Origin of the sequence: Nocardia aurea (genome assembly GCF_003123685.1) — a bacterium.
Taxonomy (GTDB): Bacteria; Actinomycetota; Actinomycetes; order Mycobacteriales; family Mycobacteriaceae; genus Nocardia; species Nocardia aurea.
Genome location: NZ_QCYJ01000103.1, coordinates 91,772 through 116,028 on the forward strand (window position 1 = coordinate 91,772; position 24,257 = coordinate 116,028).

General features: G+C 66.6%; 27 protein-coding genes. 17 read left to right on the top strand and 10 right to left on the bottom strand.

Annotated features, from left to right (window positions below):
- Positions 1-20 precede the first annotated feature (20 nt).
- Complete coding sequence (locus DAT37_RS21590) at positions 21-803, bottom strand: crotonase/enoyl-CoA hydratase family protein (protein ID WP_232839912.1); 783 nt, start codon at positions 801-803, stop codon at positions 21-23.
- Positions 790-981, bottom strand: a complete 192-nt coding sequence (locus tag DAT37_RS45590) for a ferredoxin (RefSeq protein WP_109526647.1) — start codon at positions 979-981, stop codon at positions 790-792. Before DAT37_RS45590 ends, DAT37_RS21590 begins: the two co-directional genes overlap by 14 nt.
- Before the next feature lie 106 nt (positions 982-1,087).
- On the opposite strand from DAT37_RS45590, the gene DAT37_RS21600 reads away from it, so the two are divergent.
- The 4 genes from DAT37_RS21600 (at position 1,088) to DAT37_RS21615 (ending at position 4,737) form a co-directional block, all read left to right on the top strand.
- The gene (locus tag DAT37_RS21600; protein ID WP_109526648.1) at positions 1,088-2,272 is read left to right on the top strand and encodes a cytochrome P450; all 1,185 of its coding nucleotides are present in this window, start codon (positions 1,088-1,090) and stop codon (positions 2,270-2,272) included.
- Between the two features lie 127 nt (positions 2,273-2,399).
- Complete coding sequence (locus DAT37_RS21605) at positions 2,400-2,885, top strand: PaaI family thioesterase (RefSeq protein WP_157978604.1); 486 nt, start codon at positions 2,400-2,402, stop codon at positions 2,883-2,885.
- Positions 2,882-3,724, top strand: coding sequence for a fumarylacetoacetate hydrolase family protein (locus DAT37_RS21610; protein WP_109526650.1), 843 nt, complete (start codon positions 2,882-2,884; stop codon positions 3,722-3,724). Before DAT37_RS21605 ends, DAT37_RS21610 begins: the two co-directional genes overlap by 4 nt.
- On the top strand, positions 3,724-4,737 hold the full coding sequence (locus DAT37_RS21615; protein ID WP_109526651.1) for an NADPH:quinone oxidoreductase family protein: 1,014 nt from the start codon (positions 3,724-3,726) through the stop codon (positions 4,735-4,737). The genes DAT37_RS21610 and DAT37_RS21615 overlap by 1 nt, the downstream gene beginning before the upstream one ends.
- A gap of 376 nt (positions 4,738-5,113) precedes the next feature.
- Here DAT37_RS21615 and DAT37_RS21620 read toward each other — a convergent pair whose 3' ends face one another.
- Genes DAT37_RS21620 through DAT37_RS45595 form a run of 3 tightly spaced genes read right to left on the bottom strand, consistent with a single transcriptional unit; the run spans position 5,114 to position 7,193 of the window.
- Positions 5,114-5,566 carry a VOC family protein gene (locus tag DAT37_RS21620; RefSeq protein WP_109526652.1) on the bottom strand — a complete coding sequence of 151 codons (453 nt, stop codon included), beginning with the start codon at positions 5,564-5,566 and terminating at the stop codon, positions 5,114-5,116.
- Between the two features lie 17 nt (positions 5,567-5,583).
- Positions 5,584-6,762: a thiolase C-terminal domain-containing protein gene (locus DAT37_RS21625; protein WP_232839913.1), complete on the bottom strand. Its 1,179-nt coding sequence runs from the start codon at positions 6,760-6,762 to the stop codon at positions 5,584-5,586.
- On the bottom strand, positions 6,759-7,193 hold the full coding sequence (locus DAT37_RS45595; protein WP_232839914.1) for a Zn-ribbon domain-containing OB-fold protein: 435 nt from the start codon (positions 7,191-7,193) through the stop codon (positions 6,759-6,761). Before DAT37_RS45595 ends, DAT37_RS21625 begins: the two co-directional genes overlap by 4 nt.
- A 131-nt stretch (positions 7,194-7,324) precedes the next feature.
- Here DAT37_RS45595 and DAT37_RS21630 point away from each other — a divergent pair, with 131 nt between their 5' ends.
- From DAT37_RS21630 to DAT37_RS44190, 5 genes are all read left to right on the top strand, one after another.
- On the top strand, positions 7,325-8,539 hold the full coding sequence (locus DAT37_RS21630) for a CaiB/BaiF CoA transferase family protein (RefSeq protein ID WP_109526654.1): 1,215 nt from the start codon (positions 7,325-7,327) through the stop codon (positions 8,537-8,539).
- A complete protein-coding gene (locus DAT37_RS21635; protein WP_157978605.1) occupies positions 8,526-9,134 on the top strand; it encodes a carboxymuconolactone decarboxylase family protein in 609 nt (202 codons plus the stop codon). Before DAT37_RS21630 ends, DAT37_RS21635 begins: the two co-directional genes overlap by 14 nt.
- On the top strand, positions 9,119-10,117 hold the full coding sequence (locus tag DAT37_RS21640) for a zinc-binding dehydrogenase (protein WP_109526656.1): 999 nt from the start codon (positions 9,119-9,121) through the stop codon (positions 10,115-10,117). The genes DAT37_RS21635 and DAT37_RS21640 overlap by 16 nt, the downstream gene beginning before the upstream one ends.
- Positions 10,087-11,004 (top strand): NAD(P)-dependent oxidoreductase, encoded by a 918-nt coding sequence (locus DAT37_RS21645; protein ID WP_198654381.1) that lies wholly within the window; start codon positions 10,087-10,089, stop codon positions 11,002-11,004. Before DAT37_RS21640 ends, DAT37_RS21645 begins: the two co-directional genes overlap by 31 nt.
- Before the next feature lie 277 nt (positions 11,005-11,281).
- Entirely contained in the window at positions 11,282-11,527 is a 246-nt protein-coding gene (locus tag DAT37_RS44190; protein WP_157978606.1) for a hypothetical protein, read from the top strand.
- A gap of 17 nt (positions 11,528-11,544) precedes the next feature.
- Here DAT37_RS44190 and DAT37_RS21650 read toward each other — a convergent pair whose 3' ends face one another.
- Complete coding sequence (locus DAT37_RS21650; RefSeq protein WP_109526658.1) at positions 11,545-12,219, bottom strand: TetR/AcrR family transcriptional regulator; 675 nt, start codon at positions 12,217-12,219, stop codon at positions 11,545-11,547.
- Positions 12,220-12,447: 228 nt separating this feature from the next.
- Between DAT37_RS21650 and DAT37_RS21655 the strand changes: the two genes are divergently transcribed.
- The 3 genes from DAT37_RS21655 to DAT37_RS21665 all read left to right on the top strand — a co-directional run bounded on the left by DAT37_RS21655 (position 12,448) and on the right by DAT37_RS21665 (position 14,548).
- Positions 12,448-13,572 carry an amidohydrolase family protein gene (locus DAT37_RS21655; protein WP_109526659.1) on the top strand — a complete coding sequence of 375 codons (1,125 nt, stop codon included), beginning with the start codon at positions 12,448-12,450 and terminating at the stop codon, positions 13,570-13,572.
- Between the two features lie 37 nt (positions 13,573-13,609).
- On the top strand, positions 13,610-13,822 hold the full coding sequence (locus DAT37_RS21660; RefSeq protein WP_109526660.1) for a hypothetical protein: 213 nt from the start codon (positions 13,610-13,612) through the stop codon (positions 13,820-13,822).
- 75 nt (positions 13,823-13,897) lie between these two features.
- Complete coding sequence (locus DAT37_RS21665) at positions 13,898-14,548, top strand: TetR/AcrR family transcriptional regulator (protein ID WP_157978607.1); 651 nt, start codon at positions 13,898-13,900, stop codon at positions 14,546-14,548.
- Positions 14,549-14,589: 41 nt separating this feature from the next.
- Here the strand turns inward: DAT37_RS21665 and DAT37_RS21670 are convergent, their stop codons facing one another.
- Positions 14,590-15,615, bottom strand: coding sequence for a DUF2889 domain-containing protein (locus DAT37_RS21670; protein ID WP_232839915.1), 1,026 nt, complete (start codon positions 15,613-15,615; stop codon positions 14,590-14,592).
- Positions 15,616-16,293: 678 nt separating this feature from the next.
- On the opposite strand from DAT37_RS21670, the gene DAT37_RS21680 reads away from it, so the two are divergent.
- The 4 genes from DAT37_RS21680 to DAT37_RS21695 all read left to right on the top strand — a co-directional run bounded on the left by DAT37_RS21680 (position 16,294) and on the right by DAT37_RS21695 (position 19,735).
- Positions 16,294-17,106: an enoyl-CoA hydratase gene (locus tag DAT37_RS21680; protein WP_109526664.1), complete on the top strand. Its 813-nt coding sequence runs from the start codon at positions 16,294-16,296 to the stop codon at positions 17,104-17,106.
- 85 nt (positions 17,107-17,191) lie between these two features.
- Positions 17,192-17,587: a PaaI family thioesterase gene (locus DAT37_RS21685; protein WP_109526665.1), complete on the top strand. Its 396-nt coding sequence runs from the start codon at positions 17,192-17,194 to the stop codon at positions 17,585-17,587.
- Positions 17,588-17,803: 216 nt separating this feature from the next.
- On the top strand, positions 17,804-19,045 hold the full coding sequence (locus DAT37_RS21690) for an acyl-CoA dehydrogenase family protein (protein ID WP_109526666.1): 1,242 nt from the start codon (positions 17,804-17,806) through the stop codon (positions 19,043-19,045).
- 42 nt (positions 19,046-19,087) lie between these two features.
- Positions 19,088-19,735, top strand: coding sequence for a TetR/AcrR family transcriptional regulator (locus tag DAT37_RS21695; protein WP_109526667.1), 648 nt, complete (start codon positions 19,088-19,090; stop codon positions 19,733-19,735).
- Between the two features lie 36 nt (positions 19,736-19,771).
- On the opposite strand, the gene DAT37_RS21700 is transcribed toward DAT37_RS21695, so the two are convergent.
- The 3 genes from DAT37_RS21700 to DAT37_RS21710 form a co-directional block, all read right to left on the bottom strand.
- Positions 19,772-20,683 (bottom strand): acyl-CoA thioesterase, encoded by a 912-nt coding sequence (locus tag DAT37_RS21700; protein WP_109526668.1) that lies wholly within the window; start codon positions 20,681-20,683, stop codon positions 19,772-19,774.
- A 117-nt stretch (positions 20,684-20,800) separates the two neighbouring features.
- A complete protein-coding gene (locus DAT37_RS21705; protein ID WP_109526669.1) occupies positions 20,801-22,942 on the bottom strand; it encodes an acyl-CoA dehydrogenase in 2,142 nt (713 codons plus the stop codon).
- 31 nt (positions 22,943-22,973) lie between these two features.
- Positions 22,974-23,732: an SDR family NAD(P)-dependent oxidoreductase gene (locus tag DAT37_RS21710; protein WP_109526670.1), complete on the bottom strand. Its 759-nt coding sequence runs from the start codon at positions 23,730-23,732 to the stop codon at positions 22,974-22,976.
- A gap of 176 nt (positions 23,733-23,908) precedes the next feature.
- Between DAT37_RS21710 and DAT37_RS21715 the strand changes: the two genes are divergently transcribed.
- On the top strand, positions 23,909-24,229 hold the full coding sequence (locus DAT37_RS21715; protein WP_232839916.1) for a hypothetical protein: 321 nt from the start codon (positions 23,909-23,911) through the stop codon (positions 24,227-24,229).
- Positions 24,230-24,257 lie beyond the last annotated feature (28 nt).

Sequence of the window (24,257 nt, forward strand, 5' to 3'; positions counted from 1 at the left end):
GTTGCTCACGAACCTGCCGTTCACCGGCCCTCCCAGGCGGGCTCGCGCTTCTCCGCGAACGCGCGCGCTCCCTCTTGCGCGTCGCGGGACGCCCGAACCGGGGCGAGGATCTGCTCCTGTAGTTCGTAGGCGATGTCGAAACCCAGTGTGCGCGTTGCCTCGACGATGTGCTTGGTCGCAGCCACCGCGAGCGGCGCGTTGCGCGCTATCGCGAGAGCGAGCCCGACTGCGGTATCGCGCACTCGATCGGACGGCACCACCCGATTCACGAGGCCCAGTTCGAGGGCGCGGCTCGCGGGGAGGGCCTCGCCGAGCAGCAGCAGCTCCAGGGCCAGGTGGTGGGGCAGTCGCTGGGCGAGCCGGATCGCCCCGCCGCCCGCGGCGACCAGGCCACGCTTGACCTCCGGCACCGCGAATCGCGCGCCGGTTCCGGCGACGATCAGGTCGCACGCGAGCGCGATCTCGAAACCGCCGCCCAATACGTGGCCGTCGACAGCGGCGACGATCGGCTTGACCGGCGGCCGCCGGACGATGCCGAGACCACCACGGGACGCGGTGATCGGACGCTCACCTGTCTCGGCGAACGCCTTCAGGTCCATCCCGGCGCTGAAGAAGCCGCCCGCGCCGGTGAGGACGCCTGCCCGCAGTCCAGGAGTCTCGTCCAACTCGTCCAGCGCGAGCGCGAGCGCCTCGGCCGTCGGCAGATCGATGGCGTTTCGGCGGTGCGGCCGGTTGATGGTGAGGACGAGGACGTCGTCCACCCGCTCGGCGAGCAGTGCGTCGCCCGGATCACTCCTGGACACTGATGACCTTCTCGGGGCACACCTTGGCGCCGAGTCGAGCCGCGTCCTCGACGTCGGCGGAGATCTCGTGGCTCTGTGTGGTGACGTAGCCGTTGTCATCGAGTTCGAAGAGCTCGGGAGCGAGTGTCGCGCACCGGGCGTGGCCCTGGCAGAGGGCGTGGTTGAGCGCTACTCGCATGGGCACCTCAAGTCGTGAAAGTTTCTGATGCAAATCGACGGAATATGTTTAATCTGTATCAGATGTCCACCGTGCCGAACAAGTGTGACGAACTAGGAGCCCCGCGATGACCGAAGCGAAATGCACGATGAAGTCCGTGAACCTGATGGAATTGCCGATGCAGACGGCCGAGGGCAGGGCCGTCGGCTGGCGCGCGCTGAACGAGGCCGGTCCGATCGCGGACGTCCACGGCTCGTTCATGGCCACCACGGACAGCGCGGTCGAACAGGTGCTGCAGCACCCCGAGATCTTTTCCTCGGTGCGCGCGTACGACGTCCTGCAGAGCCCGGTGCCCCAGCCGCCGCTGATGTTCGACCCGCCGGAGCAGCTCCGTCACCGCCGCATCCTCGCGCCCTTCTTCAGCCCGGGCGTCATCAAGAAGATGTACGGCGGCTTGCGCGAACAGGTTCGCGATCTGATCGCGCCGATGGTCGCGAAGGGTGAGGCCGATATCTTCAGCGAGCTCGCCGTGCCGTTCCCGACCCAGGTGTTCCTTGTCCTGTTCGGCCTTCCTCTGGAAGACCGTGACCAGCTCATCGAGTGGAAGGACCGGGTCATCAAGTCCACCGATCCGCAGGGGCTCGAAGGCGGTGACGCCGCCGCGGCCGTCGCGTTGATGACCTACCTGCAGACCAAGATCGCGGAGCGCAAGGGTGTGACCGACAGTGACGACCTGCTCACCAACATCGTCAACGACCCGTCGTCGGAGGCGTTCACCGACGAGGAACTGCTCGGGCTGTCGATCCTGATGGTCCAGGCGGGCCTCGACACCGTGACCCAGAGTCTGATGTTCGCCTTCGAGACCTTGGTGCTCAACCCGGATATACGGGCGCGGCTGGTGGCCGATCCGGACCTGATCCCCGACTTCGTCGAGGAGAGCCTGCGCCTCAATCCGGTCGCGCCGTTTCCCCCGCGCTACGTCATCCAGGACACCGAGATCGACGGGATCCCGATCGCGGCGGGCGATCGGGTCTCGGTATGCCTCGGCGCGGCCAACCGTGATCCGAACCGGCACGACGCTCCCGACGAGATCGTGCTCGGTCGCACCGAGCGTCACTGGGCATTCGGCGGCGGTGTGCACCGCTGCCTCGGCTCGCACCTGGCCCGCGCGGAGATGCAGCTGGTGCTGGAGGAGTGGCTGCGGCTGGTGCCGGACTTCGAGATCGACGGCGACGCACCGCAGATGACGTGGCCGACGCCGGTGCTCGACCTCGGCGAACTCCGGGTGAAATTCCCCGCCGCCGCGGTCTGAGCCGCAGGCCGAGCGAAGGAGTTCGACGGTGGGAAGCTGTCCGTCCCGGCCCGATGTATCACCCGGGCCGGACGGCTCGTCGGCCCTGTGCGGTGGCTGTCGGTCCGGCCGGGTGTGCCGTCTCGGGTTGACCAGCTGGTCCGTCGACCCGGTCGGGCAGGCGTGCGTGGCCGCAGGGGCCTGTCCTGCCGACTGGCACGCGGGCCCCGGCACCGCTTTCGGGGGGTGGACGGCAGCGGTATTCGACGACGTGCTCGGCCGCACCGTGTTCGCACTGGGGGAGCGGCCGCGAACGGCGAGCCTGCACATCGACTACCGGCGTCCGGTGCCCGTCGAGACGCCGCTCGTCGTCCGCGCGGGCATCGTCGGTCACGACGGGCGACGGCGCCTGGTGTCGGCCGAGATGTACCTCGAGTCGACCGGAGAGGTGGTCGCTGCGGCCGAGGCGACGATGGTCGTCGTCGGTTCCGGCACTACCGGCACAGCGCGGGCCGCGGGCGCGCGGCCCGACTTCATCGGTCGACACATCGCGTTGCGCCGTACGGTGCGCGACGCCGACCGAGCCCGCCCCACCGCCGACCTCACCCACGAACCCACCTGGAGGCACGAATGAGAATCGCCCGCTACGACAACGGTAGGGGCAGGCACTGGGGTGTGCTGGTAGACGATCGGGTCGTGCCGATCGACGGGTCGATCGCGCAGTGGGCTCCGGCGCTTGTCGCCTCCGGCTTCCGGGACCTACCCACCACCGGGACCACCGTGCACCGTGCCGACGTCCGACTTCTCGCTCCGGTCGAGCAGACGGCGAAGATCCTCGGCGTCGGGGCCAACTACTGGAAGCACCTACAGCGGCTCGGGCGGACCGAGCGGCCGACCCACTTGGCGTCGTTCATCAAACCGATCACGGCCGTGATCGGCCCGGACGACGAGATCCGCAACCCCGCGATCACCGAGGAACTCGACTACGAGGTCGAGCTGACCGCGGTCGTCGGTCGACCCGTGTCCCCGTTGACGGTTGGCCCGGTGTCCGCGTTGTTGGGCTATACCGTCGCCAACGACATCAGCGCGCGGAACTTCCGCGTCGGTGACAAGGGCCCGGATATGGTCAGCATGAAGGCCAACGACGCGAGCACGCCGATAGGCCCGTGGATCGTCACGGCCGACGAGTTCGAGCCTGCGGCGGATCTGGACCTGAAGATCGTCTGCCGGGTCAACGGCGAGGTCCGACAAGAGGACACCACCGGTCGGATGTTGTGGCGTGTCCCGGAGATCCTGGACTTCTTCAAGCCGCGCATCTCCCTGGCGCCCGGAGACGTCGTCCTGACCGGCACGACGTGCGGGGTCGGTCTGGAGAACGGTCGGTTCCTGCGGGCGGGAGACGTGGTGGAGACCGAGGTCGGTGGTATCGGTGTGCTGCGCAACGTCGTCGGTCCGCACGGAGGTCGCGGCTGATGCGGGCCGCCCTCGTCCGCCACCGTGGCGGCCCGGAGGTCATCTCGATCCGGGAGATCCCGGAGCCCGAGCTTCGGCCGGGCACGGTCCGGGTCGCCGTGGCCTGCGCGGCGCTCAACTTCCCCGACCTGCTGATCATGGCGGGTACCTATCAGGCGACCGTCACACTGCCCTACGTGCCGGGATGCGAGTTCTCGGGGCGTGTGCTCGATGTCGCCTCCGATGTCACCGGTATCGGCGTGGGTGACGTCGTGTGCGGACTCGGCACTCACGGCGCGCTCGCCGACCGGATCGTGATCGACGCCCACCGCGTCACCGTGGTTCCCCCGGACGGGGTGGATCCGCGCTCGCTGGCCGCGTTCAGCGTCACCTATACGACCGCCTACCACGCCTTGCGCACATTCGGCGCCGCGGAGCCGGGTGAGTGGGTGGCGGTGCTCGGCGCGGCGGGCGGCGTCGGTCTCGCGACCGTCGACATCGCCCGCGCTCTCGGCGCCCGTCCGATCGCGATCGCCCGTGGCACCGACCGCCTCGCGGCGTGCGCGACCGCAGGCGCGGTGGCGACGGTCGATTATTCGACCGAGGACCTCAAATCGCGACTGAAGCAGATCACCGGCGGCGGAGTCGATGTCGTCGTCGACCCGGTGGGCGGGGCGAGCGCGGAACAGTCACTGCGGGCGATGCGTTGGGGCGGGCGGTATGTCGTCGTGGGGTTCGCCTCCGGCGAGATTCCACGCATCCCGCTCAACCTGGTGCTGCTCAAGGGGGTGCGGATGGTCGGCTTCGAGAACCGCACGATCATGGAACATCTGCCAGAGGTGGCTCCCGCGCACCGGCGCGAAATATTCGACCGCTACCTTCGCGGCGAGGTCAGGCCGCGGGTCGGCTCGGTTCATTCATTGGAGGACGTCCGCGAGGGGCTACAACGGCTGGCGGCACGCGATGTCGTCGGCAAGGTGGTCATCGACGTGAATACCCCGGTGCTGGATACCCCCCGGAGGGCGGGCCGGTGAGCTATCGGCGGACCCGCGGATCGCCTGTCGCGCCGTCGCGGTCGCCGCCCACCCGCACCGCTCTTCGTCGGCCGGCACGGCGCGCTGGGCGCGCTGCGTCTCGGACACCGACAGCGGGGACGATCGGCATATGAGATCCGCCAGTTCCATGGCGACGGCCGGCGCCTGCCCGTCGGAGGTCAGGCGATTCACGAAGCCGAGGTCGTAGGCGCGCTGTCCGCCGAGATCGGCGCCGGTGACGGGGAGTTCGGTCGCGACGTTGGCCGGTAACCGTCGGGCGGCCCGGAAGAGCGCGCCGCTGGTCGCGACCACACCCCGCCGCGTCACGGGAAGGAGAAGCGCGCGCGGACACGGCCGCGGACTTCCCGTGTGACCGTCACGCGGTGGTGCTGTTGTCTTGGGCGGTGTGATCGGCCCGCGCGACCGACTTGCACCTGCAGGTGCCGATCTGGTGCAGTTCGAACATGGCTCCGCTCGGGTCGTAGATGAATACCTGCCGGTTCTCGTCTCGGCCGACCTTCCAGTAGGGCGTTCCGAGCCGGTCCAGCTCCGCGCACGCCGCGGCGATGTCGGGGACCCCGAACGCGACGTGCTGGGTGAACGGATCCCGGTCGGGTGTACGGGCGTACTCCGAGGTTCCTCCGAGGGCGAACAGGTGGACCTGGGTGTCGCCGACGTCCATCCAGAACAGGGGGATGCCGGGAATTTCGCGGGCGCCGGGGTCGGGACGCAGCCCGAGCACCTCGCCGAAGAATGCCTCGGTCGTGTGCTCGGTGCCGGGCCGTATCCGCAGCGCCACATGGTGCAGGTCGAATCCGTCCAGTGCCATGGATGCGGTCCTTCTCGTCAGGTGGTGAGCAGCAGGCAGCCACCGTGCGGACCGCCGCCCGCGGCGGCGAGCGCGACCTGGGCTCCGGCCACTTGGCGATCGCCTGCCTCGCCACGCAGTTGTGCGCAGGCCTCGTAGAGGTGTCCCCAACCGTGCAGGCGTCCGGCCGAGAGTTGGCCTCCGCTCGTATTGAGCGGCAGTTCGCCGTCGAGTGCGATGTTCTTGCCACCTTCGACGAAGGACGGCGCCTGTCCGTATTCGCAGAAGCCGAGGGTTTCCAGCCAGACCACGGTGAGGAATGTGAAGCCGTCGTAGAGCTGGGCGGTGTCGACGTCGGCGGGTTTCAGATCGGTCCGGCTCCACAGGTGCCTGGCCGCGTCCTGGGCGGCCATCTGGTGGGGATGGCGCCACTGGTCCCATCCGGGATTGTTGCTCATCGCCGAGCCGATGGCCTCGATTCGGACCGCCTTCGGGGCGTCCGCCGCGGTCTCGGCGGCCGAGACCACCAGCGCGACCGAACCGTCGGCGGGCAGGTCACAGTCGAACAGACAGAACGGCTCGCTGATCATCCGTGCCGCCAGGTAGTCCTCGATGGTCAGCGGATCCTTGAGGATGGCGGCGGGATTGTCGGCGGCGTAGCGCCGCTGGCTCACCGACAGCCAGCCGACCTGTTCGCGGCGGGCGCCGGTCTCGTGCAGGTATCGCTGATAGTTCAGCGCCAGCCAGTTGGCGGCGGACAGCGCACCGAACGGGCGGTGCCATTGCAGGAAGCCGGTCACGCCCCCGAGGTCGCCGCCGTCGGTCCGCAGTCGGCGGCCGGCGCCCTGCGCGGTGGCCTCCTCGGTGGTGCGGTAGACGAGCACATGTCGCGCCAGGCCCGAGGAGACCGCCATGGCGGCCGCCATGACCGGCGTGAACTGGGCCGGACCCTCCTGGCACGCCAGATGCCATTTCAGCTCCAGGTCCAGTGCGCCCTTGACCCGCCACGGGCTCGGTCCGTTGAACCCCGGAGCCGCCGGGTACTCCCCGGGCCAGGCGACGAGACCGTCGATATCGGCCATGGTGAGCCCGGCGTCGGCGACCGCGGCGCGGGCGGCCTGCACAGTCAGGTCGAGACCGGAGCGCCCGAGCCTGCGACCGATGTCGGAACGGCCCAGACCTGTGATCGCGGCGTCGTGCTCGAATTTTCTCGTCATCGGTCGGCGCCGTCCATGAGGGGTTCGAAGAAGGGGAGATAGATCCGGTCGTGCTGTTCGAAGATGACGCGGACGCGTTGCCCGATGCGCACGTTCCCGGTGGCGCAGTTGACCAGCCGGGTCATCAACTGGAGCCCTTCCTGTTCGTCGAGTTCCACGATGGCCACGATGTACGGCGGCACGATGCTCGGTAGGAAGGGTTGGCGGTTCACCGTGAAGCTGAAGACCGTGCCGAGTCCGCTGACCGGTGTCGGCACCGGGATGTACTCGCCGTTGGGACCGCAGTCGGGGCGGGGTGGGTGATACCAGGTGCCCGACTCCGGGCAGCGCTGGATTCGGAGCAACCCATCGGCGCCGGAGGCCCAGAAGAATTCCGTCTCCGGTGTGAGGCGCGGCAGGGGCGGGGTGGCCGCGGGGGAAGCCGTCGTCATTCCTTTGCCTTCCGGTGGGCTGTTGACGCGGAGCTGCGTCTCGACCGTATGATACAAGAAGGACGGTTATTGTCGCATATGACACATGGGTAGCTCGGCTGCCCCGGCACCCGGAGGAACTGGAGGACGCGATGACGAACGTGTTGGACGGTGTGCGCATCATCGAGGTAGCGATGTGGACCTTCGTTCCCTCGGCCGGTGCGGTCCTCGCCGAGTGGGGGGCCGACGTCGTCAAGATCGAGCACCCGGTCACCGGGGACGCGCAGCGAGGCCTGGTGAACTCGAAATTCCTTCCGCAGCAGGCAGGCGGCGTCAACTACATGATGGAGGTCCCCAACCGGGGCAAGAGGAGCTTCGGCCTCGACCTGACCAGCGACGAGGGGCGAGAGCTGCTCTACGTACTGTGCAAGACCGCCGATATCTTCCTCACGAACTTCCTGCCCGACGCCAGGAAGAAGCTGGGCATCGAGCTGGAGGACATCCGCGCGGCCAACCCGGCCATCATCTACGGCCGTGGCCACGGCGCGGGAGTGCGCGGTCCCGACGCCCACAAGGGCGGATTCGACTCGTCGACCTACTGGGCTCGCGGCGGCATCGGCTACGCGATCAGTCCGCCGGGCGAGTACCCGGTGCGGATGCGCTCGGCCTTCGGTGACGTGATGGGCGGCCTGACGATCGCGGGCGGCCTCACGGCCGCACTGTTCCGGCGTGAGCGAACCGGTGAGCCGTCCGTCGTAGATGTCTCGCTGTTGAACCTCGCGATGTGGAACATCTCGGTCGACATGGCGTCGGCCGGGCTGTTCCCGGAGCAGGACGTCTACCGCTATGACCCCGAGGCCATGATCAACCCGACCGTCGGCATGTATCCCACCAAGGACGGTCGCTATCTCAACCTCACGATGCTCCAGTCGGACCGCTACTGGGACGAGCTGGTGACCGCGATGGGCAGACCCGACCTGATCGATGACCAGCGTTTCGACAGCCACAACATGCGCGAGAAGAACGCGCGGGAGTGCACCCAGGAACTCAAGGCCGTATTCCTCAGCCGGACCGTGGCGGAGTGGCGCGAGGCGCTCGCCGATATCGAAGGCGTCTGGTCGCCGCTGCAAACTCCGCAAGAGGTTCATCGAGACCCACAGGTGGCGGCCAACGGCTATCTGCCGGTCCTGGAAACCGCTGGCGGAGGCAAACTCGCCGTCGTCTCCAACCCGGTTCAGTTCGACGAGGAGCCGGCTACCCCGGTCGCGGCACCCGAGCACGGCCAGCACACCGAGGAACTGCTACTCGAGATGGGATACGACTGGGAGCGGATCATCGAATTCAAGGAGCGCGGTGTCATCACGTGACGATATGAGCCGGGTGACGCTGCGAGCCGAACCGGACGGTGACGACACGCTCGCCGCCATCTACGCCCACGTCACCCGGGAGGCGGGCGGCGTCCCCCGGCTCTACCAGGCGCTAGGTGCCGCGCCCCACCTGCTGCAAGGATGGATCGACTTCGCCTGGGCGCTGCGCGATGACGCGCGCAGCTCGCGCGCGTTGCGTGAACTCGCCGTCCTGCGGTGCGCCCAACTGTGCGGAAGCGACTATGTGTGGCGCAGTCATATCCTTCTCGCGGTGCGGGCGGGCGTATCCGAGGCGAAGGTGGCGGCGCTCGCGTCCGCCGGCGGCGTGGATGCGGCGTTCGAACCGGTCGAGCTGGCGGTTCTCGCCCTGACCGCTGAGCTCGTCGACGGCGCCGTCTCCGATGCGACATGGCACGCCGCCGCCGCGTATCTCGATGAGCAGATGATGGTGGAGCTCGTCCTCACGGTCAGCTGGTATATCCACGTCGCCCGCGTCGTCGCCGCACTGGACATCCCGTTGGAGGGCTACCACGCCGCTGTGCCGCCGCTATCCGAACCGGGACCTCGAGGAGGGAGTTCGTGCGCGCGGTCGTGATCGAGAAGCGGGGCGCGCCCCCCGTCCTGCGGGACCTGCCGGAGCCGACGGCCAGGGACGGGGCGGTCCTGATCGACGTCGAGACCGCGGGACTCGGTGGCTGGGATGTCGCCGGTGCCTACCGGCTCGGAATCGAGTACCCGTGCGTTGTCCGAGGCGAGGGTGTCGGGCGTGCCGAGGACGGGCGCCGGGTTTACTTCGGCGAGCGATCCGTGGCGCCGTACGGCGCCCTCGCCGAGCGCACGCTGGTGCCCTCCGACGAGGTCTGGGACGTCCCGGACGACGTCGACGACGCGACGGCTATCACGATGGGCATCGCGGGCACGGGCATTCTCCTGCCGCTGGAGGCGGCGGGGCTCACGCGGGGAGACCGCCTGCTCGTCGTGGGTGGCACCGGCACACTGGGACAACTCGGCCTGCGCCTGGGACGACACCTCGGGGCGGGGACCGTCGTCGCGGCGGCCCGCGACGCCGCAGCGCTGGAAGCGGTCAGGGCGCGTGGCCTCGCGGACGAGGTCGTGGTCATGACCGGTGCCGAGGACGACGTCGACCGCATGCGCCGGGCCAGTGGCGGCGAGGGCTTCGACGTGGTGATCGACTTGGTCTACGGCCGACCGTTCGAGGCGGCGCTGAAGGCGACCCGGTGGGGTGCGCGACTGGTCACGGTCGGCACCTTGGCTGGATCGGTCGCGTCGGTCGCGGCCGGTGATCTGCTCTACCGAACGCACACCACCGTCGGCACCGGCCAGCGTTCGCCCGCCGAGCGGCACGGGGTGTGGCGGCGGCTGCTCGGCCTCGCCCGCGAGGCGGACCTGCGTGTGCCGATCGTGGTCCACCGCCGGCTCGACGAAGGTTCGGCGGCATGGGCGGCACAGGCGGCGAGTCCCCACGCCAAGATTCTCATCGACGTCGCGGGTGCGCCGACGACGGGACCTCGACGAAAGGACCTCCCTTGTCCACGGACACCACCGCCGAGCCCGTGATCTCCTTCGTCGGCGCGGGTCGTATGGGGACTCCGATGGTGGAGCGCCTGCGTCGAGCAGGCTTCCCTGTTCGCGTGTACGTGCGCAGCGAAGAGGGGCGCGAGCGTATCGCGCGCTCAGGAGCATTGGTCAGCACCGATCCGGCGCACGCGTTCGCGGACTGCCGGATCTGCATCGTCTGTGTGTTCTCCGGCAAACAGCTCGAGCAACTCACCCTCGGCGCCGAGGGCATCATCTCTCGGCTGCCACCCGGCGCGGTGCTCGTATCGCATGTCACCAGCACCCTCGCCACTACGCGCGATCTGGCGGAGTCGGCACGGCAGGCGGGAGTCGGATTCGTCGACGCACCGGTCAGCGGGACCCCTGACGATATCGGCCGCGGCGGACTGACGGTGTTGACGAGCGGCGCCGACGCGGACCTGCGGATCGTCCGACCGGCTCTGGCGAGCTACGCGAGCACCATCAGCCCGCTGGGCGAGATCGGTCGCGCCACCGCCGTGAAACTCCTCAACAACCTCATATTCGCCGCACACATGCAGATCGCGGAAGCCGCGGGCGGACTGGCCGAGCAAGCCGGGTTCTCCCGCGCCGAGCTCGCGGCGATTCTGGACTCGTGCAGCGGTGACAGCGCGGCGTTCCGCTACATGCGATGCGACCCCAGGAGTTCCCTGCAACCGGCAATGCCTTTTCTGCGCAAGGATGTTCGAGCGGCTTTGGACTCCCTGAGCGGCGACGACGCAGGCTTCGAGTATTTGGTCGACACCTTGGCGAACGGTCCCCTCGACATCATCATCCCGGATGAACAAGTTCGAGTGCCGAGCGACTCCGGCGCGACTCGGGGCACAGGCCGCCTGGCGGCCACGGATCGGACCTGCTATCGTAAATAGAGGCAACTTAGATGAATTATTAAGTTAATTATCGGCAAATGAGTGATCGAGCCCGAGTGGATCGAGGTGCGTCGGATCGCGATCGGTTGCGAGCCGATCCGTTCGGATGCGCCGATGGTGATGCGTTGTCATATGGTCGAATTCGTGATCCAGAGTATGGTCGACGGGTGGATCGTTACCTAACTAATCAGGTTCACTTGGTATACTTAGTTAAGGACATCCCGAGAGTGGGGTGTCACCGATGATCGGAAATCGCGCTATGGGCTGGAATCATGAGGTGCCAGGCGAATTCGGGCATGAGGCCGACGATGTGGCGCGGCGTGGTGGAGATCGGTCCGGTGAAGAGCAATGCCGAGTGTGCCTGCTCGCCGACGGGCTGTTGTTGGAGTTCCGGGCGACGGTCGGTCAAGGGCGGAACTTCGCGGCGGCGGTGCGGCGATGGCCCTCCGAGGTGCAGGTTCTGCTGGACGGCAGAGTGAACCCGGATCTGCCGGTGTTGCCGTGTGGGCGTTTGTGGGACTGATCGCGCGTCACGTCGGTTCACTCGGTCAGTAGTCCGCGGGTCTCGTACGAGATCGGGGCGGTGAGCATCCCGACCCAGCCGTCGACGTAGTTGTGCAGCTGAGCCTCGCTGATGCGGTGTGTCGTCCGCGCGCTGGAGCCGAGCAGATTCAACACGCTGTTGTACAGCTGAAAGGTGCGGCCCCGGCGCACGCGTTCGGGTAGATCCTGTAGAGCCGCCTCGACCAATTCCTCCATGCGATCCGAACTCCACGGGTCATCGAGGTGCTGCGGCCAGTATTCGGTGCGGGCTTCCGGATTCTCGCTGAGCCTGGCGAGGAACGGAACGAACATCTGCCCGGCGCCGATGCTGTTGGCGAGTGGGCGGACGATGAGCCAGACCACGGCGCGCGGATCGGCCTCGGTGCCGTCGGCGCGCATCTGGTGGAGTACGGCCTGCCGGTCCGCGTCGAGGTCGGCCAGGCGGTATTCGATCAACGCGCGGATCAGTCCGTCGCGTGATCCGAAGTGGTAGCCGATCACCGACGAGTTGGATTGGCCCGCGGCCAGCTGGATTTCGCGCGAAGTGACGGCGTCCGGTCCTCGGGTGGCGAACAGTTGCTCGGCTGCCTCCAGTAGTGCGACCCGGGTTGTCTCGCCGGTCGCATGTTTGCGCGTGTTTGCGCGTTCGACGGTGCGTGGCGCGTCTGTCATCGAACACCTGTCCCGGAAGTATGTCCAAACCTAATGTTATGACCTTACATGATCGAGGATGGGACGTAGTGGAAGGCAGAGCATCGCAGGATCGGGCAAAAAGATAATGGATATTGATTAAAAATGTCTGGACAAGGGCATCTGGAGGTGCGATGCTGGATTCGTGGCGGCCGACCTGGTGTTCCACCGGCATCGTGACCGCGCCTTCGAACCTGTTGGGAGATAGACGTGACCAAGATCTGGACGAATTCCGGCGATTCGCACTTCCTGGAGCCGGATGACCTCTGGCAGAGCCGACTGCCGAAACGCCTCGCAGACCTCACTCCGCGCGCGGAGAAGGAAGCCGACGGAGAGTGGGAGACCGTGCACGTGGACGGTCAGTCGTTCCGGCGAAAGTTGCCCTCTTCGGCGGCGGTGAAGTTCGTGGAGGAAAGTCACAAGCCCAAAGGTGTCCGTGACGCGCGCGCTCGGCTCGACGACCTCGACAAGGAGGGCGTGTGGGGCGAGGTCATCTTCCCGTCGCTGGGTATGTGGGCGTCGACCTTTCGCACCCCGGAACTCCTGAAAGCCTGCATGCGTGCCAGCAACGAGTGGGCGCTGGAGGAGATCGTCGCTGTATCGAACCGCTATGTCGTCACCGCGCAGATCTCGACCCTGGATGTCGACGACGCCGTGGAAGAGCTGAAATGGGCGGCAGAGCACGGCTTCAAGGCGGTATTCCTGCCCACGACGCCGCATCCGAGCGCCGACGACTGGCACCGTGACAGCTGGGAGCCGCTGTGGGCGGTCGCCGAGGACGCGGGCATCGTCCTGGCATTCCACATCGGTACGGATCCGGTCGATATGACCTCGGGCAGTGCCGGTCAGACCTACCGTGGTCCCGGCGGCGCGGTCATGAACTACACCGAGACCACGTTCTCCGGTCAGCGCGCCGCGATGAAGATGGTCGCCTCCGGTGCGCTGGACCGCCATCCGGATCTCAAGGTGCTCATCTCCGAGGGAGGCGCGACATGGGTTCCGTTCCTCGGTGACCGCATGATCGAGGGCTACCGTCAGCACCATATGGCGGTGCGGCCCAAGCTGAAGCGCGATCCGAAGGAAATCCTGTTCTCCCAGATCTACGCCTCGTTCCAGCACGATGAGACCGCGGTCGCGGCCTACGAGCACATGGGCTACAAGAATGTGATGTTCGGCAGTGACTACCCGCATATGGAAGGCACTTTCGGACACACCCAGGACACTCTCAAAGGGCTGTTCGACGGAATCTGCGACGAGACTCGGCTGCGGATCACGCAGGGCACCTTCTACGAGCTGTTCCCGGATGTCCCGCCGGTCCCCGTCGACGCGCACTGATCGAACCGGCCGGACAGTCGAGAGCGAGGAACGAACGATGGACGACGACGAGAGCGGTCTGAACGAGAAGCCGCTGGAATTCTTCATGGCGATCGCGAATACCGGTGGCTGGCACGACGGCCAGGCCGTGCTGCCAGAAGGCGATCACTACCGCGCCTTCTGCACATGCGGTGAGTGGGAGACCCGGGCGCCGACTCAGGAAGAGGGGCTGCGCCAAGCGCGCATTCACACGGGAAGCCTCCCCGCGTAGACCGGTGGTCCCGCAGCCAGTGTTAGAGTCAGAACGTCGTTTCCGAACCGTCGTTCTGAAGTCAGGGGGGTGCCGGTGACCGACCGCAGCGGGAAAGTCGCGGGATCGGTCCTTTCCGGTGGTCGCCACCTACGTCGGGTCGCCAATCCCGCCAGGCAGGCGCTGTACGACGACGAGGTCGAGAAACTGATCCGTGCCACCCAGGACGTCATGCTCCGCAAGGGGCGGACGGAGGTTCCCAAGGTGGCCGAGATCGTTCGGGAGGCCGGCGTGACGAACCAGGCGTTCTATCGCCACTTCCGGGGGCGTGATGACGTCATCGTGGCGACCTACGAGCAGGGACTGCTGACGCTGTGCAGCTATTTGGACCATCGTGTCTCGAAGTGTTCGGACGCCCACGATCGGATCCGAGCCTGGATCGACGGCGTGTTGGCGCAGATCGAGGACTCCCGTCTGTCGGAACTCAGTGCGGTGATCCTGTGGAATGTCGGCCAGGTCGCCCGGGACAAGAGTGAGATCGAACCCGTCGGTCACCAACGGATTCTGGGCGTGCTCGACGCGGTTCTGGCCGACGCCGGAGTTGTCGATCACGAGCGCTCCGCGCTGTTGGTGCAAACGTTGGTTCTCAGTATGACCACCCGCTATCACGAAAGCGGCACGATCCCGACCGCGGCCGACCGCGAGCATCTGCTGCGATTCTGCCTCGGGGGGATCGGGATGGCGTAAGCGCCGCGGGTGATCGTCCCGGTCGTGGTGGAAGCTCGGTTCTATCGTCGACGCTCGGGGCTTTCGTCGTAACGCAGGGCCCGGACCAGGCTGGGAACCTCGGCGAGTGCCCGCATCGCGTCGTTGAGGTGGGTGCAGCCCTCGATACCGGAGAACTCGGCGAGCACGACCGCGCGGAGTTCGGAAAGCGTTGTGCCAAGTATCTTTTCAACATTGCGTGAGGCAAGGGGGCACTCGTCGTAGGGCAGTACGCGGGGGTCTGCGTCGATCGTCAGCAGCTCCCCGGTGTCCGGATGTGCGGTGGCCGTCAGGCGGTACTCGTGTACCGCGACGCGGCCTCCCGCTGGCATTGTCGAACTGTCCTGGAACATCGAGTCGATGCAGATGACCTCCCCGACGTGTACGTCGATACGGCGTGCTCGACGCATCGACATGTCCGTGATCTCTTCCAGCGCGTGCCAACTCACTGCGTCGTCCGCGCGCGGCAGGGGTTCGACGGGCCGGACCTGATGATTCCATTTGGAAGAACCATCCGGCATCAGGGCGCCGGAACCGGGTTGGAATCCCGTGCAGATGCCGGTCATATCGCGGACCGGCCCGGCGCTGACCGCCTGTATGAGCAGGTCGCGGTCGACCCATCGCGAGTAGGCGAACCCGGCGATGAGGGACGCGCCCGCGATGTCGTCGAGCAGCAGGTACAGCGGGGTTCCCGCCGAGGACTCGTCTGCCATGGCCGCGGCGAGCACAGCGCGTGAGTTGCCGCCGCCTCGCGCGCCGATCAACTTCGCCACATTCGGGCGAGGAGGATCGGTGTCGATCTCCTCGATAGTGCGCGTCGCGGAGTCGATTCCCACCCGCATGCTGTCCTCGCGCAGCACCGCCGGATCGCCGCCGTCGTGGGGTGTCAGGAGATCGCGTGCGCGCCCGGCCAGCCGGAGTCGGGTTCCGGGGCCGTCGGGCCACCGCATATCGATGGTCGATGTGCGCCGCACGGACCCGGGGCGCCGAGGTGGTGTGGGCTCGGCCGGTCCTCTGGCGACCAGGCCCGCTGGGATTTCGACTACCAAACCGGTGCCTCCTTGTAAATCGTTCATTCGGGTTCTCGCTCACGAGGTCGCCCGACCGTCGCATCACTTGATGTTCGAGTAGTTCGACGGGTAGTTCGACCACGCGGGCGCGCGAGTATTCGCTGACAGCCTTGCCGATGCTGTCGAGTCGCAGGTTGCTCGAGCCGCCGCGGCCCAACAGTTCGGGAAGTACGAAGTGCACGGGTGGCGGGCGTCCTGATCCTGAGGATCCGTGGCGGGGCTGCCCAGACGCGATACCGTGAGATCATCGTTTTCGGTACCTGCGGCCAGGTTTTCGACCTGACCAGCACCGTGGGGTAGTGCATGGGAGTTCCTGACATCGCCACCTGATCCGTCACGCCCTGGCAGTTCCCGACCGGGGTGTTCGCGGTGAAGGTCTCCGGCGGGAGGTACGCGTGGAGTCGGGATTCGACGGCCGCCGCGAGCCGGTCGGTCAGCGGGTTGGTCACTCGAACTCCTTGTGTCACCGATTCGCTGTCGAGCGTCGCGCACTGTCCGGGTGGCTACGTCGCCGTATGTCACAGCACCGTGCGCGGAGACGTCCTCGGTCGGCGCGGACTGCGCGGATACGGCAACACATTACCTAGATAACCTAGATTAACAAGTCAGGTAAGCTGTCCGATGGTTGACCGGCAGGTGACGCGTCGAGGAGTAGATATGGCCAACGCCGAAGTACCGAGGGAGCCGATCCTGCTCGTCGAACAGCGCGGTGGGGTCCTCATCCTCACGCTGCACCGTCCGGCCGCACGAAATGCGCTGACCAGTGGTCTGATCGAGGCGCTACGTCGCGAACTCGCCGCCGCGGACGACGATGATCGCGTCGACGCGATCATCCTGACCGGCACCGATCCGGCGTTCTGCGCGGGATTGGATCTGCGTGAACTTGGTGCGACCGGAGACAATGCCGTTCGGGTCGAGGAGGCGGGCATCCCGATCGGGCATCCCTGGCGTCCACTGTCGAAACCGATGATCGGCGCCGTCAACGGTGCGGCGATCACCGGCGGTTTGGAAGTGGCGCTGGCCTGTGACTTCCTCGTCGCTTCGGAGCGCGCTCGGTTCGCCGACACCCATGCCGGAGTCGGAGTCCTCCCCGGCTGGGGTCTGACCTCCCGACTGCCTGCGACGGTGGGACGCGGCTTCGCGCGCCGCATGAGCCTGTCGGGTGAGTTCGTCGACGCGGCGACCGCGCTGCGGGTAGGTCTGGTGACCGAAGTCGTGCCGCATGAGGAGCTTCTACCCGCGGCGATCGAGGTGGCGGTCTCGGTGGTCGGCAACGATCGGGCGGGCGTCCGGACGTTACTGGAGTCGTACCGCCGCGCCGAGGCTCATCTCGTCGATCCGGCGCTGGTCGTCGAGGATGCGACCTCTCGCGCGTGGATGGAGGGGTTCGATCCATCCCGCGTCGCCGATCGACGGACCACCGTCATCGATCAAGGGCGCGCTCGGAATCGAAGCGCGGGCCCGGAATGAGTAGCGCCCTGCCCGCCTGTCCCATCCGGGGTGGGCTGGTCGTATGGGCCACGTTGATACAGAAGATATTTCGACAGGAGCGAAGATGAGTGAAGATGCCGTCGTCGTCACGGCCGGATTCAACGGAGTGCTCGGTCTGTCCTGGATCGAGGTCACCGGGGATCGTGTTCGTTGCACGGTGCAGATCGGGCCCGAACATCACCAGCCCGCGGGCATCGTGCATGGAGGCGTCTACTGCGCGATCGTCGAGACGCTCGCGAGCGTCGGGGGTGCGGCCTGGGCCGGGCCGGAATGGAATGTTGTGGGCGTCAACAACAACACCGACTTTCTCCGCTCGGTGTCGGAGGGTGCGCTGTCTGCGGAGGCGCTTCCGTTGCACCGCGGACGCAGCCAGCAACTGTGGGAGGTGACTGTGCGCGACGAGGCCGCGCGACTGGTCGCCCGTGGCAATGTTCGATTGGCCAATCTCATGGTCGGATAGGTTCAGACGCCGGATCACATTCTGCAGTCTGATCTGATTGTTTGCATGATCGAGGCAGGCGGCCTCGAATGCGTGATATCGAATGCTGCTTGCAATCGAGCCTAGATCATCGTACCGTTAATCAACAGTCTGGATTGACTGTTTTGTTGGTTGATCTGCTGTGGGCCTCATCGACATACTCGCTCACACGAAATGCGCCGAGCCGGAGGGCATCCCATGACACAGAACGCCGTCGTCGCAACTGCGATTCGCCGCACGCAGGACTCGATGTGGCACGACACCTGGCTTCCCGCCGAGACTGTCGCGCTGCGTGCGGAGACTCGAGCAGCGGTGACCCGTGTGGTCGCGCCCGTGGCGCGTCGGATCGGGGAGCAGGCGGAGTCGGTGGAAAACTTTCCGTGGGATGCTTTCCGCGGACTCGCTTCCGAGGGTTTGTTCGGCCTTCCATTCGACGCGAAATATGGTCGTGGACTGGAATTCCCGATGCTCGGCACATGCACCGCCACAGAGGAGATCGCGTACCACTCGTCATCGATGGCTGGCGTGTACGACGGGCAGTGCATCCTGGTACCGCAAGCTCTGAGTTTCGCGAGCGGGGAACTGCGATCGCGGCTGCTGCCCGCACTCGTGTCCGGGACGGAGGCCTTCTCGTTCGCGACGACCGAGCCCGCTGCGAGTAGTGATCTGTCGGTGGACGCGTTGCAGACTATCGCGACCCCGACCGAGGGCGGCTTCCTGGTGAACGGACGTAAGCGATGGATCACCAACAGCGTAGTGGCGTCATGGGCTGCGGTGCTGTGCCGTAGTGGCGCCCGGATGAACATGCTGATGATCGACCTGCGCAATTCACCCGGAGTTCGGGTCGGTGCCCCTGATCTCAAGATGGGCCACCGCGGCCAGCTCACTGCGGACATCGTTTTCGAGGATGTGTTCGTACCGCGAACGAATCTGCTGGGTGATCCCGGCGCAGGCCTGTCGGTCGCGTTGTCCTGCTTGACTCGAGGGCGGATCGGGATCGGCGCCGCGGGCGTGGGCGTCGCGCAGGCCGCGCTGGATCTGGCGGTGGATCGTCTGCGCACCCGAAATCTATTCGGTGGGCCGCTCGGGAGGATGCAGTATTGGCAGTTCAAGATGGCCGAACGGGCTACCGAGATCGAGATGGCCCGCAGCCTCTATCAGAAGGCCGCGATCCGGCTGGACCGTGGTGACCACTCGGCCGAACCGGAGGCGGCGATGGCAAAAGCTTTCGGAACTCGGATCGCTGTGGACACCGTGCGCGACTCCATGCAGATCCATGGCGGATACGGTTTCGCCCGCCAGGTCGCAGAAACGGGAGAGTCGGTGCGGCTCGAAGAACTCTATCGCGATGCCAAGATTCTGGAGATCTTCGAAGGAGCCAACGAATTGCAGCAGTGGATGATCGCCCGACGACTGATCGGTCGCGACGTCACTGGATGATGATCGATCATCGGAGTCGGTGGTCGAGCAGGAGGCGGGTGGGTGGACGATACAGCGCGCGAGCAAGGGCGTAGCCGAATCAGCAGAATCCAGATTCTGGATGCTGCGGTTCGGGTCCTGGTCGATAGTGGATACTCCGGCGCGACCACTTTGGCGATCCAAGAAGCGGCCGCTGTTTCGCGGGGCCGCCTTCTGCACCACTTCCCGTCACGGGACGCGTTGTTGATCGCGGCTGTCCATCATCTCGCTGCCGAACGGGTGCGTCACCTCGGCTCGCGCACCGACTGGCCGACCAGCGAGCACGAGCGTATCGCAGTCGCGGTGGAGGCGATGTGGATGACATATCAGCAGCCGTATTTCTGGGCCTCGATGGAATTGTGGATGGCGGCGCGCTCGCACGAGCACCTCAGGGCTGCGCTGATTCCGGAGGAGCATGTGATGGGTGCTATGGTGCGTTCGGCCACCGATAATTTCTTCGGTCCCGCGCTGGTGGCGAAACCGGGCTACATCGCGGTTCGTGAGATGCTGAATACTGGCATGCGGGGGGTAGCAATGACCTATGCTTTCGAGCCGCGTAATCCGCATCAGGATCCGCACCTGGTCGAGTGGATCGCGTTCGCTCGCCGCACATTGCTCCCTGACGCGGGCATCCCGCCGACAGCATGGACGGGCGCACCTGCCAGCCGATAGTCGAGTCAATATTGTTGTGCGGCAGAGAGTTCGCGGCTACGCACGACTTCTTCCCAGTCTCAGCAGCCCTTCTTGCGCGGTGCTGGCCACGAGAACGCCGTTGCGGTCGTAGAGGTGGCCACGTGCGAGTCCGCGGGCGCCGCCGGTCCACAGTCCTTCCTGTTCGTAGAGGTGCCATTCGTCGGCTCGGAATTCCTCGTGCAACCAGACGGTGTGGTCGAGGCTGGCGAGTTGCAGGCCGGGCTCGTCGATGGTGACGGCGTGCGGAGGTAGCGTCGATGACAGGAGGAACAGATCCGAGGCATACGCGAAGCCAGCCGCCTGGGTCAGGGGGTCGGCGTCGAGCCGTTCGGCTGTCCGGACCCAAGCCCTCTGGCGAGGGGGGCGGGACTCGCCGCGCGCGTTGGCGATTCGCGGATACTCCTCCGGGAATCGGAAATCGACGGCGATGTTCGCGCGTAGATGAGGTAGCCACGCGGCCCCCGCCAGATACTCCGGGTCGACCGAGTCGTCGAAGGTGGGCAAATCCTCCGGCGGGGGCGCGGTGGATTCGGTGGCCTGGTATGAGAGCCCTTCTTCGCGGCGCTGGAAGGACGCGGTCAGCAGGAAGATGGTCTGTCCAGCTTGAGTCGCCCGCACCGATCGGGTGGTGAAACTTCCGCCGTCTCTGACTCGCTCGACGTAGTACAGCACGGGCGAGTGCGGGTTGCCGGGGTGGATGAAATGCCCGTGCAGCGAATGTGTTCGGCGTTCCGGGGGCACTGTTCGGCCCGCGGCGACCAGAGCCTGCCCGACGGCCTGGCCGCCGTATATGCGCAAGGCCGTGTCGTTGTAGGAACGGCCGAGGTAGAGGTCGGTGTCGACCTCCTCGAGTTCGAGGATGCGCCCGAGTGGTGGATGAGGGTCGCGCGGGGGATCGAGCACGCCTGCCTCTAGGGAACTGGACATGAATCGAAGTATATAACTAAGTAAGACTTCTTGCTGCGCGGGTAGAGCCCCAGCGTCCCGGCGGTGGTAGTCGTCGGGACGCCGGGGCGCTGGGAGAAGGCACCCGAGTAGCGCTGGTCAGCGTGGCATCGGCTCGCGAGGAAGTCCGAGTAACCGCTCGGCGATCACATTGCGATTGATCTCCGACGTGCCGCCGGCAATGGTGTGCGCCCGGCCGAACAGGTAGTCGCGGCCGACCTCCGGGAGTTGTCCCACCACCGCGGCCGCGCCCGCGAGCCGCATACCGGCCTCGGCGGTGTGCTGCAGATGCTCGGCCGAGAGCATCTTGGTGACGCTCCCCTCGGGGCCAGGCGCAGCGCCGGTGACGGCACGGGCGACGTGGCGCAGGTTCAGCACCCGCAGCGCCTGTTCGTGGGCGAGCAGGTTCGCGACCTCCCGAACCTTCGCCGCATCGGCTCCGCCCGCGCGTACGAGATCGATCAGGTCGAAAGGTGTCCGGCCGTGCGCCATGCCGCCGATGGAGACACGCTCGTTGCCGAGTGTCGCGCGGGCGACTGTCCAGCCGTTGTCGACCTCGCCGACGACATCGGCGTCGGGGACGAATACATCGTCGAAGAACACCTCGTTGAACACGGCGTCGCCGGTGATCTCACGTAGGGGACGCACCTCGACCCCGGGGGCGTCGAGATCGATAACCATCGCCGTGATTCCCCGGTGTTTCGGCGTGTTGCGATCGGTCCGTATGGTCGCCAGCCCCCGATTGCAGTTCTGCGCGTTCGACGTCCAGACCTTCTGTCCAGTCACTCGCCAGCCGCCTTCGGCCCGCACGCCACGGGTGCTCACCGCTGCCGCGTCCGAACCGGCGCCGGGCTCGGAGAACAACTGACACCAGACCAGTTCACCGAGCAGACTCGCTCGAATCCACCGTTCGATCTGCGCCGGTGTGCCGTGCTGGCTCAGTGTCAGCGTGACCCAGGCCCCGATACCCAGGTGCGGCAATTCCACCCCGGTGAATTCCTCGTCGATGACGAGCTGTTCCACCGGACCGGCCGCACGGCCGAAAGGCTTGCGCCAGTGCGGCATCAGATAGCCGGAGTCGACCAGCATCGGCCGCCGATCGGATTCCGGCGCGGTGCTCAGCTCGGCGACGAACGCGGATACTTCGGCGCGGAACCCCTCGGCCTCGGGTGGTAGATCGACGGCGTACTCGCGCCGCACCCCCTCGGCCGCACTCGCGTACACCGCGTCCCCTGCGACGCCCACCGCACCGAACAACGCTCGAATGCTCTGGGCGCGGCGCAGATACAGATGGCAATCGTGCTCCCAGGTGAAGCCGATCCCACCATGGATCTGCAGGCTCTTCTCGGCATTGAGAACGTACTGGTCGTAGGCGATCACCCCCGCGACATTCGCCGCCAGCGCGCCCTGTACACCGTCCACGCCCGCGCGCGCGGCGTCCCAGGCTGTGGCGACTGCCAGCTCGGAACCGGCCAGCATGTTCGCGAGGTGGTGTTTGACAGCCTGGAACGAGCCGATGGTGCGTCCGAACTGCTCACGGACCTTCGCATAGCCCAATGCGTGCTCGAGGGTGGCCCGGGCGCCGCCGGCCGCTTCGGCGGCGCCGAGGATCTGCGCGGTGCGGGCGGCGACTGCTGCAGCATCGCGCAGGACTGCTTCGGGGGTGACCCGCCGCAGCGTCACGTTACGGATCTGCAGTGTGTGATCGAGCGCGTCGACGACTTCGGAGTCGACGCCGTCGGCGTCCGCTCGCACAAGTGCGATGTCGTTTCCGACCCGAACCGCGAGCAGGGTGGCCGCGCCTGCGCCCACGACCGGGCCCGCGATGCCGCTCACCGTGCCGGTCCCGTCGTCGACCAGCGCACCGCTGAGGCCGAGTCCCGCGCGGTGCGAACCGTCCGCGAATCCGGGAAGCAGCGCCTGCGCCGCGGTGTTCGCGTCGGCGGCGGCGAGCAGGGAAGAAGTGACGACGGTCGCGACGAACGGGATCGGCGCGATCACCGCGCCGAGTTCCTCCGCGACGATCGCCAATTCGGGTAGCCCGTAGGCGTCGCCTCCGACCTCGGTGGGCAGGTGCAGCCCGAGCCAGCCGAGCTCGGCCAACTGCTGCCACAGTCCGGACGCGTCCGCGTCCGGACTGTCGAGGAAGGCCCGCGCGAGTTCCCGCGCCTTCTGATCGGCGAGGAACGATCGGACCGCGTCCGCGATAGCGAGGTGGTCATCCGTCAGTGCCAACGACATGGTGAGCGAGCTCCTTGCTGGTGTGGATGAATCAGCGGGGTGCGAACCGCTGACCGGCGTCCAGTCGCAGACACTGACCGTTGAGCATCTGGTTGTCCACGATGGCGAGCGCGAGTTTCGCGTACTCTTCCGGTCGCCCCATCCGCTTCGGGAACGCGGCGTCCTCGACCAGCGGCGCGACCTGCTCGTCGGTGAAACCCGCCGTGGCGCCGGTCGCGAAGAGGCTCGGCGCGATGGCGAGTACCCGTATGCCCTGGGGGCCGAGGTCGCGGGCCATCACCAGGGCCATACCGGCGATGCCCGCCTTGGACGCGGTGTAGGCGACCTGGCCGATCTGGCCCTCGAACGCCGCGATGGAGGAGGTGTTGATGATGACGCCTCGCTCGGAGTCCTCTGCCTCGTTCTTGCTCATATGCAGCGCTTGCAGGCGGTTGAGGTTGAAGGTGGAGATCAGGTTCAGGTCGATGACCTGGCGGAAGGTCTCGAGATCGTGCGGACCGTTACGGCCGAGGGTCTTCTTGACCGTGCCACCTCCTGCAGTGTTGACAGCGATGTGCAGGCTTCCCAGGTCTGAGACCGCGGCCGCGAGGACCTCTTCGGTACCGTCGAAGTCGGTGATGTCGATGGCGTGGAAGACGCCGCCGATCTCGTCGGCGATCGCTTTGCCGTCGCTGGCTTCCCGGTCGAGGATCGCGACTCGCGCACCCGCCGCGGCGAGAGCGACGGCGCTGGCCTTGCCCATGCCGGAGGCGCCGCCGACGACGATCGCGTTCTTACCGTTGATCTCCATATGTGTTCCTATCCGGTGGTCCCTCGTGGAGTTGGTGAGGACTGCACGAGGGGCGTCGTTATTCTGGGAGGGCTCTACTGCACCTCTCTCACTTATAGTACTATCTTAACTACGTGACAGGAGTCTCAGGCCGGTGAGATTCCGAGACTGCTGGCCAGTTCCGGTCGGAGACGCAGATGGAGGTACACGTGATTCTCAAAGTAGGCCAGTCGTTGGCAAGCACCACCGACGCGACCGCACTCATCGTCGTGCGGGCACCCCAGGGGGAGATCGCTCTTACCTGTGGCGGTGCGGAGATGGTGGCGGGCCGCGCAGGACTCGGCGATGGCAGCGGCATCGACCCCGAACGTCGCTCCGGCACGCTGCTCGGTAAGCGCTACGTCGATGAGGAAACGGGTCTCGAGGTGCTGTGCACCAAGGGGGGTGACGGTTCGCTGGCGATAGATGACCGTTCGCTGCAGGTCAAAGAGGCAAAACCGCTGCCGTCGTCGGACTGACGGCCGATTCGACCAGTACGCGAACCTA